Raw genomic sequence first — 12,181 nt, 5'->3', positions numbered from 1 at the left:
GTTAAAAACTTCCAGCTTCCCTCATCCATCACCCCACTTTTACACCATCATATCCGCACAATTGGAGCTTGCGAAAGCAAAAGGTTTTGCTTTAAAGACATATCCCATTCCCAGAATGTATCCCATCGCATCTTTCAGGGCGACATTTGATTTGTAATCAGGATCTGTATTGATATCCGCATGCACCTCCATTTCTATACCGTACGCATCCAGTACAGGACAGATCGCATACGCAATTTCTACGGATTTGTTGACCTCGTTCAGCATTCGCTCTTTGATGCTGATGGTCTGTAATTCTCTTTGTTTTCTGATAAAGGTAAACGCTCCTTTTCCTTCGCGGATAAAGACAACTGCCGTCGCATAATTAATCGCTTCACCGTACACGTGTGAATCTGAGCCCACACAGACCTTGAGCCGGTGGCCATTAGCCAGTTCGCGGATGATGGCTTCTTCTACCAGCTGTGTGATAGAATTCCGGAAAACTTTTCCTGTCATATTCTGCCATAGTTGTTGTTGCGTTTCCATTTTTTCTACATGTTTTTGTTTTGTTTAAATTTTATCAATTATTACTTGAAAAGTGAATTATCAATTCGCCTTGCCTGCCAATTTTTAATTCATCCACCATTAAAATATACGATTTAGCATTCACTTCTTTGCTGATTCATCAGGACTTGAACCTGAACAACAAGAGTCAAAGTCTTGTGTGCTACCTATTACACCATGAATCAATTTTTGAGTTATTATTACTCTACTGTTGAAGAAAATAAAGCCTGTCTTAATTTTTGGTTTGATATAAGAACTTCTGCGCCCGACAGGCCTTTTCTTTTCTCCGGAACTAATCTCATTTTAGTTATTTGAGATGGTTATGGGAGTCAAACCCACTCAGCTTACGCAACGGTTTTGCAGACCGCCCCGACTCTTCCACTTCGGCGAACCATCATTTTTATGAATTATCAGCAATGGGTCATGTAATCTTTACCTGTTTTTTAAATTTAAAATAAAGCCTGTCTTATTTTTGATATAAAGAACGTCTGCGCTTGGACAGGCTTATTTTCACTAAAAAATTATTATAATATTACTTTGCTTGTATTTCATTTTTTGCTTTTTGAGTAGGAAAAGCCGGTCTGTAATTCCTGTGTTTTTTTTGGCTTAAAGATCGTCTGCGCTCGACAGGCTTTACCTTTCTCTTGAAACAATTATTTTATTTGAATGATGAATCAATCGCTATGCTCAGCAAGTTTAAAATTCACTGGCGAAGCAAAATTCACCATTGACCATTCACATTCTTAGTAATTTCGGAAGGATTCGAACCTTCAACCTTCGGCTTATGAAACCGATACTCTAACCCATTGAGCTACGAAATCGTTTTTTTAAATAAGATTCACTTTAAAAATCCTTTCCGAGAGACAGTCGGATCAGAAATTTTCCGTGAATCTTGCGGTCTACACAGGAATCGAACCTGCAGTTCCCGAGAGACAGTCGGGAAGGTTGCCATTAACTCAATAGACCTTTTTTTTTGTGAATAGTCAATGGTCAATTCGCTTTCGCTTGTCAATTTTAATTCACCATTGACCATTCACATTTTTGTAATCCCAGAAAGATTCGAACTTTCAACCCCCGGTTTAAAAGACCGGTGCTCTAACCATTTGAGCTATAAGATTGTTGATGTTGTGAATAGTCAATGAGCAATCCGCTTTGCTTGTCAATTTTTAAATTCAATTGTGAAACAAATTCACTATTGACCATTCACATTTTGGGGTATCTCCGGGAATCGAACCCTATTCTCCGGTGCCACAAACCGGCGCTTTACCAATAAGCTAGAGAAACCATAAAAAAAGCGCCTCTTTTCGGGAGGCGCTCATTATTTTGCGTATAAGTCATTAGCCGACCTACGTATATAAGCACCTTTTATTAAAGAATTCATGATCTAAAACACATACACAAGATAATCCCATCGGCTGCTGGCCGTGTAGCGGTGAATACTTATGGAATATGTTTTTAAATTGTTTCATTGTATATTCTTTTTTTAATAAAGTTTTTGAAATCTGAATACCTGTCGCATTCAATTTTCGGTTGCAAAGTAAATATGATTTTTTTTAACTCACAAATTTATTTTTAATTTAAGATACTGATAATCAATTAATTAAATCAAATATTTAAAATAGAAAACCCCTGTCCGCAATATTTTGCAGATGCCTTACTACCTAAATGACTGTCTCTCATCGGGTTACTGATCACGCTTTATTTTATTATTAATTATTCATTTGTTATTAAAAAATGTTCACTTTTATGGTTATTTTTTTTCGTTCTAAATAATTTCTGCCATAAAAACACAAAAAACGCCCCGACAATCGAGGCGTTTCTGCTATATTTTGATTTAATTTTTACGAGATTATTGTAAATATTTTTCAAAGTAAGCCCATTTCGCCTCATACGATATCATCCATTCATGCCCAAACGATCCCTTTCCTGTAGGGTGATCGCATAGATTTAAACTGATATGTGCTCTTTGTATTGTCATAATTTTGTTGTCGCAAAGATAAATCTTTTTTTGAAGCGGGAGAATTAGTTATTGATGGTGAGTATCAAAATCAGATGGTTCAGAGTCGGCAAAGCTACAGGTTTTTTTAAATTTCCAAATTAGCCAATTTTCAAATTAATCAATTTCTGAACATCTTATTCCTCCCCATTTTATACCTCGAAATATCTTTCAAAATCACCTCATCTTCCGGATTGAAATGCTTCAGTTCATTCACTATTTCCGAACGCGTCTTTACTTTTTCGGCGATGATTTCGTACGCTATCTCTCTTGTGGGAGCCTGAAGTTCGTGATCCTTTTTAAATTCATGCTTCATCGCTTCCAAATAAATGATTTTTTTGTCCGAAGGCGTTTGGCGAAAAATGTGCTGAATTTCCTGTCCGAGCTTTTTAACATCAGAAATATGAGAGAAATACTGTTGCAGACAGTTGAGCGGATCATGATTTTCTTCCCAGCCTTTAAGAAGAACGATCTGGGCCTCATCGGGCATGTCCATTTTATAGCGGTATATCTTTGAGGCATTCACAATCTGGAAACTCGCCAGATAATCGTCCGCCACCATCTGATAAAACAGCAAAGCATTTTCCTGGTCATCCAGGATTTTATACAGGTCTCCTACTTTTTCCTTCTGCTGCAGTTCCTTGTACAGGGTGATGGCTTTATCATATTGTTTTGCCTGGACGTAGCAATGGGCGGCATCAGATTTACTGTTCAGTTTTTTGAGATAAACTGCTGCCGCTTCGTTGTAAAACCCTCCCAGTTCCAGTGTTTTGGCAGCCCTGTAATCGTCTTTGAGCAAATTCATATAGACGATGGCTGCTTTTTTATATTCGTTATTCAGGATGTGTTTATCAGCAATATCTTCATAGATATTTCTCAACCGGTCAAATAATGCTGAATCCAGTGACATTCCGCCACCGCCACGCTTTTTTCCGGCTGGAGAAACCGGAGGATCTTTCTCTTTATTCTGCAGTATAACAATTAAAATCACAGCAATGCAGGCAAAGAATATGAATTTGAATATGCTCATCGTCGCATCCTCCAACGCTTCCCGGGACCATTGCGCAACCATGGCAATGATCTTAAAAGCCACAAGTATAAAAAAGGCGACCAGGAACTTTTCTAAAAACTTTGTTTTCCTCATTTTTTTCCTGATTTTAGAATGTCCATATCTTCACTGAATAATCTGTATAGAAGTACAATAACGCCGATGATCATTAACCATACCAGCCAATTGTAGCCGAAAGTCTGGATCAACGGATAGAAAATATACAGCAATGCGGCCGCCAGTAAAGCAATCAGAATCATCTTAATTCCTTCAGAAACATAATCTCCACCCATATACAATGGTTTTTTCCTGACAAAATAAGAATATCCGGCCACCAATCCGATCATGGCCAGGATCATCCAGGTAATCTCTGATACGGAAGTGGGCTTTTCCTCGGCCGCTTTCGGCTCTGTGTCAAAAGCTTTTGTCCCTGAATCATTATGAAAGACAACCATTGGGTCAGTTGTGCCTGATGTTCCGTAAATTCTGGATAACGAATCATAGATCGTCCTTCTTCTCATCTCCAGGATATCATCAGCCATAAGTTTCTGAGAGACTTTTGACATCGTGTTTTCCGGATCTTTCCTTATCGAATCGAGAATTTTCGTATGGTACCCTTCTGTTTTAAGCTTTACCAGATCTTCTGTTTTTTTAAGGTAAATATTCTTCAGCGAATCTCTTGATTTTTTTTCTTTCAGGCGGTAATCTTCGATTTTCCACAAGATAACATCACCCTCACCATTCACCTCATCATATTTCCTGATCAGCTGTCTCCTTTCTTGTCCGTACAGAGAATCGATCACCATATCAATTTTGGTAACTCCGGATTCAAAAGCAAGCTTGTTTTCAGGTGCTGCCTCAACTGGATAATGATTGTAAAGATCTGTTGAAACCTGAGAGACTGCAGGTTCTTCAGGATTGTTTTTCTTTGAGTCTATGACAAAAATAATCATGGCAACCAGCACTATAAACCCGATTAACACTTTCCATGAATGTTTCGATCTTTCAGAGCTGTCCGGCAACTGCTTATCTTGTTTGATGGGGTCGCCGCCCATCCCGAATTTGCCGAAATCAAAGTTAAAATCTCCGAAGCCGCCTCTAGACGTACTGTGAATATCCAGCGGAACGCCGAAATAAACCGCCCTTTCAGGATATTTGGTGATATAAGCGATGTACTTTTCAATTTCTTCCAGATTTCCGGCCTTTACTTTTTCCAGGTCAAAAGGAAGGTTTTTCATCCATTCTTCATCCGTCTGGGGATTCATCAGCTCTTCCAGCAGATCGTCGTCATTCATATTTACCTGAAAACTCCGTATTTTCTGCGGAATGTTTATCCCGTTCAGCGGTTTCCTGACACGGGCTTCTTTTTCGGGCGTGTCCTGTAAAACAGCGATCCAGTCGATTTCTTCTTTCAGCCGGACAAGACCGAAATCAGGATGCATGATTACATATTGGACGTCCTGATTTTTCCAGTCATCGGAAACGATCCTTGGGTAAAAGTCGGTGTTTTCAGGGATGAACAATTGTCGGTTGAAACACTGAAAATATCTGTGCGGCCCGATATCAGCGGGAGCATGATGATGAAAGACCAGCAGGCATCCGTACAAAATGTTCGGTTCATGCGAAGGAATGGCGAATGTCTGTACCGAATGGAGATCAATATCCAACAGATCCATTTCCCGGAGCCACACCAACGGAGAGGCACTCCTGATCAGAACTCCTGTCCTGGGATAATTGTTTTTCGGAAAAGGTTTAATCTTCAGTTCCATATTCCAGTATTTGATCGATAAATCTTTTCAGGTAATCGTCGTACATTCCCTGCATTTCTTTTACTTTAAGCAACGTATGCTGTGGCAGATAATATTCTGACCCTCCGAATTCCGTATCCGAAGCCAAAGCGGCGGCACGATGCTCCAGGGCAGGCATATAAAACACCGGAATATCGGCATTAATACTTTTGAAGGTGATCATCCCCCGGGGATCCGTGATAATTTCACTTCCTTCAGAAAAGATAAATTTATTTTTAGTCTGGCTTGCCTGTAGGGTCACCGGTAATTTATTTCTCATAAGATAAAGCGTGCCTCCATAGTTTTTCAGCTCACTTTTAGAGAAAACGAGGTTATGGTCACTGTTGATTCCGACTAAAGTAAAATTACTAAATATCTTAAATTTATTAAACTTCAGCTTTTCCAGTTCATTCTGTACTTTTGTTGTGTTTTTAGCGATTTCGGCGTCATTGCGGACCAATTCTATGGAAACTTCTCCTTCCACAGTCAGCGCGAAGATTTCTTCCAATCGCTCTTCGTGCAGGTAAAAATGTTTATCAAAATAGACCAGTTGCACATCGAGGGGAATCTCAAATCCGGCGACATTCAGCTCCGAATATTCTTTCGTATGGATATTGAGTTTTGAAATCAGTTTCTTAGCGGGCTGGTACTGGCACAAAATAAACTGCTGCTGCTTATTCTTTGCCAGAGCAAATTGACCCTGATCTTTAACGGATATATTTTCGTACAGGACTTCGCACCCGCGATGTGTCCAGTAGTCTACATAATACCCTTTGTTATAATAATTATCGGTGAGATGTGTTCTGAGCAATTGCTTTTTACTGCTCAAAATAAAGAACTCACCTTCATAAAGAAAGGCAGCGATCTGCTTTTTCGGAGCCGGGAAGAGCAGCGGATAATTTTTAGGGACATCAGTTTTTATGCCCGGATCCGCATTACCTGTATTTTTTCTTTTCTTTGAAGGGGGATTAGACCACAACTCCTTCAGCGGAAGGATTATTTTCTGGATATGTTTCCTGATTCCTTTCTGATGTTTAAAGAAATTCAGCTCACCGGTTGCGGAAGTCGTCACCAGAAACCTTAGGCGATCACGGTTTTCATGAATAACTTTCCGCAGGTTAAGATTTTTTAAATTTTCTTCATGGGTGATGAAAAAGACTTCCAGATCTTTTCCGCTATGCTCTTCTGTAAAAAACTTTTCCAACGATTTTGAAACATCCAGCACGGGGCTTACAAAATTCAGGTTATCGATAACCTCTTCAACATTGTTCAAGGATAATGGAACGGTATGTTCTCCGAGGGCAAAAACTTTACATTCGGAATGTGCTTTCGGATGCTTGATGACGGCGATGGCAGAGGCAAAGGCCAAAACTTTCGGGGTTCCCCAGTTTTTCAGCGAAGTATCAATCAGAATGATCCGTTCAAAAATATTTTCTTCGGGTGGAATTTCCCGCTGAATATACAACGATTCGTTGTTGGCCACGCGGTTCATGAAAACCTCATCATCATGGGCAAATTCCGACAGCAGCATTCTGTGGAACTCACCTTTGTTCGTCATGTCGGAAATTCCGCCTATGGGTTGCTCTCCGGGTGAAAGATGGCGCATCGGGATCTTCAGTCCGCTCCAGATTCTTTTGATGAGGCTTCCCACCTGAAATGTTTTCGGCTCTTCCACCAGCTGCTCAATAAATTCCATACCGGTTTCAATGGTCGTTTCCTCTTCCATGACTTCTTCATTCAGTTCCGGAAGACCAAACTCGTCTTTCATGGCATTGATGATTGACTCTGTCGTTGGAAAATCGTTATAAAGATAAGCGAGCGTTTCAATATCATTTTTGAAAACCGTTGCATTCAGCTCTTCTTTTCGGGCAAATTCACCGATAGCATGAGGTTTCCGTTCAAATTTCCGGATCACCGCTTCGGAATATTCCGGCGACATGCGGATGTGGGCATAACCGAAAATAGTCCTTAACAGAATAATTTTATTGGTGGATTTCTTTAATGAATTCCCGAGATGCATCAAATTCTTTAAAAAGCTTTGCGCTTCATAGATATCATTCTCCATATCTGTTCCCGGAAATGCATTTTTGTATTTTCTGATATAGAAAAATATCCCATCCATGTTTAAATGTCCGTCCTGGATCGCATAGAGCACCAGCAACAATGAACCGAACGGCGGCAGTCCCTGTTCTTTTAATTCTTTGAGAACACCCATGACATAGGCCCTGTACGCAAGAGGCCCTACATTCGGAACGGAAATAAGGTTGTTCTGGTGATATCCTGAATCATCGTGAACATCCTCGTCGGTCGTCCACTCCCAGAAATAATTCTCGTAAGACCGGAAATATTCTCTTACATCCATTCTTTTGCTTTTTCGGTGAGACGGAACGAACTTACGGACAACTTCCTGAAAGTGGTTTTAAAAAGAGACAAATAACTGCCGTCTTCATGCCACAAGAGCCATTTGTCCAGATTTGCATTATATTTTTTTTGCAGTAAAGTGCTGAGATTTTTAAATTCAAAGTCGAAGCCTGCGGGTAAAAGATGGCCGTCCTTTTCCCAGTAGGTTTTTCCCGGGAATCCCAGCAAAGGTGTTCCCAGAAACAAGGCATGATCATCAATAACGACCCAGTCGAGCTTTTCCAGCTTGAATTTAGGGGATGCAATCAGGCTTTCTTTGATCTCATTCATGGAACTTAATAAAGCAACGGCAGGCTGTTCATCTTCTCCGGTTTTTAATTTCACCTCAACTTTTTCCTCAATTCCGAAAAAATTGTTGTTGGAAATGGGAAAGGTAAGCCTTAAAGCTTTATCGACAGGAGTCCAAAGCAGGGCTGTTTTCATTTTCTTACTGGGCACCAAAGCATTTTTACGGAATAACAATGCGTCCCGCAGTTCGTACAGCAGAAAGTTCGGCAGCTGCTGAATGTCCGGTGAAGCAGCCTGTTCGGCCGTAAAGCCTTTCAGCCAAATCATTTCGTCATCCAATGCGATCTGAATATTGCTCCAGTCGCGGATTGCGCCCAGATATTCTTCATCCGCGCGTGGAATTTCAGCGTAGAATTCTTTTATATGCTCTGAAGGATTTTTTGCCATAGACTTTCAATTTCCTGTTGAATGTATTGTTTTTGTTCAGGATTTCTGATCCAGTCGCAACGGGTCTGGAGGTATCTCAGTTTGTCTTTGATTACATTTTGTTCTTCAAAGCTCAGTGTTCCGCTGTTCCATTTCTCCACGAGGATTTTTACATCTTTCATTACTTCTTCAGGATCCGGCGTTTTATTCTGCCGGGCCTGGGGATGGGATTTGGGATCGTCATCTTTCTCGATGGTGCGGTTGATGATGCCTTCCAGGATCTCGATCTGCTCTTCCGTATCCCAGATATGCTTCAGGACCCAGAGATCGGAGACGATCGCTTCGTTTCTTCCGCAGATCAGGGCACTTGCCGCTATAAGATTCTGCATCTTTACGGCTCTACGGTCGGATATGGCAATTCCCGTATTCCGGAGGCTGATAATGGTATTCAGGTACACTTCGTAAACAGGCTTTAAATCGACGGTTTTACAAAGATTTTGAAGCTCCTTTATCTCATGCGAAAGGATTTCCGGGATTTCCGTTTCCGTATTGTTTTCGAGCTTTCTTCCGGCCAGAAGGACCTGGTGAAGAAGGTCAGGATGTACATAATCGACATTGATCCGGATCAGGAAGCGGTCGAAAAGAGCGTTCAGTGCTTCGTCTTCAGGAAGAACATTGCTTGCTCCCACGAACATCAGTGCGGGAAGATGCCTGGTTTCTTTTCCTCTTTTAAAGATCTTTTCATTTAAAGCCATGAGAAGGGAGTTCAGAATGGCAGAATTGGCATTGAAAATTTCATCAAGAAAAACCAGGGACGCTTCAGGCATCATGCCTTCGGTATTGGTGAGCAGCTCTCCTTCTTTTAATTTCCGGATATCGAAAGGTCCGAAGATCTCATTCGGCTCGGTAAAACGGGTCAGGAGATATTCAAAGTTTTTCCCGTCTTTTACGGTGTTGGCCAGAGTTCTGACCATGGCAGATTTGGCGGTTCCGGGAGGACCGTACAGAAAGGCATTTTCTCTTGCCAGCAGACAGATTCCCAACAGATCGATGACGTCATCTTTTCCGACGAAAGTATCTTTTACATACGTGAGAACCCGGTTTAATTTTTCTATATTCTGAGTCATTGATTATTATATTTTATCTATTATAAGAAATCTTGTCTGACGTAACGCAATCAAAACGCAAAGAAAAACAAAGAATTGATTTTAACTGCTTAAAACAAGGCAAACAAAAGCGTTTCACTTATTTTCGAAATACAAGGATTCAAAATCCGCAAGCGTTTTTTATTATACTTTAATGGTTTATTATTTTTAATTCTCTCCAAAATATATCTTTATGTAAGCCAAATTCTGCGGTCAGCAGCTGATTGATGAATGGAATTTCGGCCAAGGCATAGGCTTTTCTTTCGAATATTCTTTCAAGGTAAAGTTTCCGGTAGGTGCTGTCGCTGAGTTCTTTTTCCCAGTCGACGTGTCCCAGTTCGATATCATATCCTACCGCGGAATAATGGAAGTCTGTGAGAATATTTTCCAGAAGACCGATCAGCGGATCTTCGGGGTCTGCATTTTTCAGGGCCAGAATGACCTGCGGTAAGAACCTCAACGACAGATCTGCGGACAGAAGGGCCGAAACCTCTTTTTTCCCCTTAAAAGCATGAATGAAACGGTTCAGATCTTTTGCCGTATTTTCCCGCACCAGGTAAAGCTGCGCGCTGTGATAGAGCACTTTCGCGGCCCAGACTGCGGCTTCTTTATGATAGCTGACGGTATCCGACAAAAACTCCAGCCTTTCATTTTCAAATTCGGTTTCAAGATAGTGGGCAGCGTCTTTCTCCTCCTTCGAAGAAATTTCCTGAAGATCGGTGAAAATCGTGATGCATTCTTCCTGTCGAAGCAGAAATAAAGTGTCGGGAAACGGCGATTGGGCTTTCATGATGTAACAAAAATAGAATTATTTCTCTGAGAATAAAATTTTTCAGGGCCGATTTGGTATCTAATCCGGGTTCCTGATAAACATTTTGTTCAAATTATAAAGAAATCCATCGGCAGGACTTCAGCACTACTCCAAAAATAATGGGCATTAACCTGAGTTCGGATAAGTTTATATAAAACGCAAAGCTAAACAAAGTATTAATCGCCTGACTCTTAAAAATTTAATTGAAAAAGTCATTTTTTTATGCTCCGTAGGAGCAGTATCTGTGTAGTATAAAGAAACAATGGAATATCGCAAGAAGGCCATAGGCGTGATATGATAAGATAGAACTCCTACGGAGTTCCGGTAAAAGATGCAGATATTGATCTACACAGATATTGCTCCGAAGGAGCAAATCCTAAGCTGTGCTGTAAAATCATTATTTAAATCATAAAAAGTCGTGGTGATTACTGAAAAGGACTATCCAAACTTTCCGGCTTTTTGATAAACGGACACTCTCCCATAAAGTGTTTAACTTAAAAGCGTTTCAAAAATTAAAGATTTCTTTGTTTCTCTTTGCGATAAAATAACTTTATTTTGAAAATCAATCATTAAAATATCTCTTATCCCGAACTCAGGTGCCATTATACAGGTTTTCGTCTCTGCTTACCATAAGTTTAGGCTAAAGCCATTCGCCGTTACCTCTTGTAAAATGGGCTAAAGCCCATTCCTATTGATTCACCAAGCTTATGTTAGGCGGATCGAGGTTTAGTTTTTAATAAAAAAAGAGCTTTACAATGCGTAAAGCCCTTTTTTTGATTATAAATACGATTATTTTTTACAGACTCTTTAAAGCAGATTCCAACGCCAGCTCCATCATAGGTTTCAGGGCTCTTTCTCTTTCGTCGGCAGAAATCTTTTCGTGGGTCGGGATAATGTCGGTCACGGTAAGAACGGTAGCTGCATTTTTTCCTAAATGTTTCGCATTGGCAAACAATCCGAATGCTTCCATTTCCACTGCCGGACAGTTGTACTTTGTCGCGATGGCCGGTACCGAAGGATCTTTCCTGTAGAAAATATCGCTGCTGTGAACATTGATGGCTTTTGTTTTCAGCGAAAGTTCTTCGGCCGTTTTATTGATGGTTTCATAAATATTTCCCTGGTGGGAAAGAATTTCATCTTCTATTTCCCAGGCATACTTAGCATAGGTGCTTTCACTGGCTGCCTGTTCAACATTCAGGATATCAAAAAGCTGAAGGTCGGTACTGTAAGCGCCGCAGGTTCCTATCCTGATGATCGTATCCACCTCATATTCCGTGAAGAGCTCGAAGGAATAGATCCCGATGCTCGGGAAACCCATTCCGCTGGCCCCAACGGTGATTTCTTTTCCTTTATACAATCCTGTATAATAAAAAATACCTCTCGTTTTACTTACCAGTTCGGCATTTTCCAGATATTTTTCGGCGATAAACTGTGCACGAAGCGGATCTCCCGGCTGCAATACGACTTTGGCAATTTCTCCTTTGCCCGCGCTGATGTGAATGCTCATAATGTAATTTTCTGTGGGGCAAAGATAACAAGAAAATATTTTTCGGGGCTTCGGAAAGCGAGACTTTTAACCTTTAAACATTAAGAATTTAAGGAGCTTAAGAAACTTAATTACTTAATGTTGAAATTTAAGAATAAACAAAGTTTATTGGGGTAAGCGAATTAAGCATAATGATTCCTCTTTGTTGTGAAGATGACTCCCGCAGATTGAGCGGATTGTGCAGATTTTTTTATTAGGATCTGCGTAATCACCATAATCTGCGGGAGAAT

8 protein-coding genes and 6 tRNA genes are annotated in these 12,181 nt (G+C 40.5%); all 14 read right to left on the bottom strand.

All coding sequences use genetic code 11. The features are described from left to right. Positions 1 to 39: 39 nt before the first annotated feature. Positions 40 to 525, bottom strand: a complete 486-nt coding sequence (locus tag AC0N32_RS13240; protein WP_476394326.1) for a ribonuclease H-like YkuK family protein — start codon at positions 523 to 525, stop codon at positions 40 to 42. Positions 526 to 656: 131 nt separating this feature from the next. Next, positions 657 to 728, bottom strand: a tRNA-Gln gene (locus AC0N32_RS13235). A gap of 129 nt (positions 729 to 857) precedes the next feature. After that, a tRNA-Cys gene (locus tag AC0N32_RS13230) sits at positions 858 to 939 on the bottom strand. A 351-nt stretch (positions 940 to 1,290) separates the two neighbouring features. Beyond that, positions 1,291 to 1,364: transfer RNA gene (locus AC0N32_RS13225), tRNA-Met, on the bottom strand. A gap of 74 nt (positions 1,365 to 1,438) precedes the next feature. After that, positions 1,439 to 1,509 (bottom strand) — tRNA-Asp (locus tag AC0N32_RS13220). 78 nt (positions 1,510 to 1,587) lie between these two features. Beyond that, a tRNA-Lys gene (locus AC0N32_RS13215) sits at positions 1,588 to 1,661 on the bottom strand. A gap of 93 nt (positions 1,662 to 1,754) precedes the next feature. After that, a tRNA-His gene (locus AC0N32_RS13210) sits at positions 1,755 to 1,827 on the bottom strand. Between the two features lie 833 nt (positions 1,828 to 2,660). After that, positions 2,661 to 3,683 (bottom strand): tetratricopeptide repeat protein, encoded by a 1,023-nt coding sequence (locus AC0N32_RS13205; RefSeq protein WP_476394325.1) that lies wholly within the window; start codon positions 3,681 to 3,683, stop codon positions 2,661 to 2,663. Beyond that, positions 3,680 to 5,356: an APC family permease gene (locus tag AC0N32_RS13200; protein ID WP_476394324.1), complete on the bottom strand. Its 1,677-nt coding sequence runs from the start codon at positions 5,354 to 5,356 to the stop codon at positions 3,680 to 3,682. Before AC0N32_RS13200 ends, AC0N32_RS13205 begins: the two co-directional genes overlap by 4 nt. After that, complete coding sequence (locus tag AC0N32_RS13195; protein ID WP_476394323.1) at positions 5,340 to 7,736, bottom strand: hypothetical protein; 2,397 nt, start codon at positions 7,734 to 7,736, stop codon at positions 5,340 to 5,342. The genes AC0N32_RS13200 and AC0N32_RS13195 overlap by 17 nt, the downstream gene beginning before the upstream one ends. After that, complete coding sequence (locus AC0N32_RS13190) at positions 7,727 to 8,470, bottom strand: hypothetical protein (RefSeq protein WP_476394322.1); 744 nt, start codon at positions 8,468 to 8,470, stop codon at positions 7,727 to 7,729. The genes AC0N32_RS13195 and AC0N32_RS13190 overlap by 10 nt, the downstream gene beginning before the upstream one ends. Then, positions 8,443 to 9,576, bottom strand: coding sequence for an AAA family ATPase (locus tag AC0N32_RS13185; protein WP_476394321.1), 1,134 nt, complete (start codon positions 9,574 to 9,576; stop codon positions 8,443 to 8,445). The genes AC0N32_RS13190 and AC0N32_RS13185 overlap by 28 nt, the downstream gene beginning before the upstream one ends. A gap of 169 nt (positions 9,577 to 9,745) precedes the next feature. Next, the gene (locus AC0N32_RS13180; protein WP_476394320.1) at positions 9,746 to 10,384 is read right to left on the bottom strand and encodes a hypothetical protein; all 639 of its coding nucleotides are present in this window, start codon (positions 10,382 to 10,384) and stop codon (positions 9,746 to 9,748) included. An 817-nt stretch (positions 10,385 to 11,201) separates the two neighbouring features. Then, positions 11,202 to 11,912, bottom strand: a complete 711-nt coding sequence (gene deoD / locus AC0N32_RS13175) for a purine-nucleoside phosphorylase (RefSeq protein ID WP_476394319.1) — start codon at positions 11,910 to 11,912, stop codon at positions 11,202 to 11,204. Positions 11,913 to 12,181 lie beyond the last annotated feature (269 nt).

The sequence above is a fragment of the Chryseobacterium endophyticum genome, from assembly GCF_056333165.1.
Note: the sequence above shows the minus strand (reverse complement) of the source record. Positions and strands in the feature narration are given on the sequence as shown.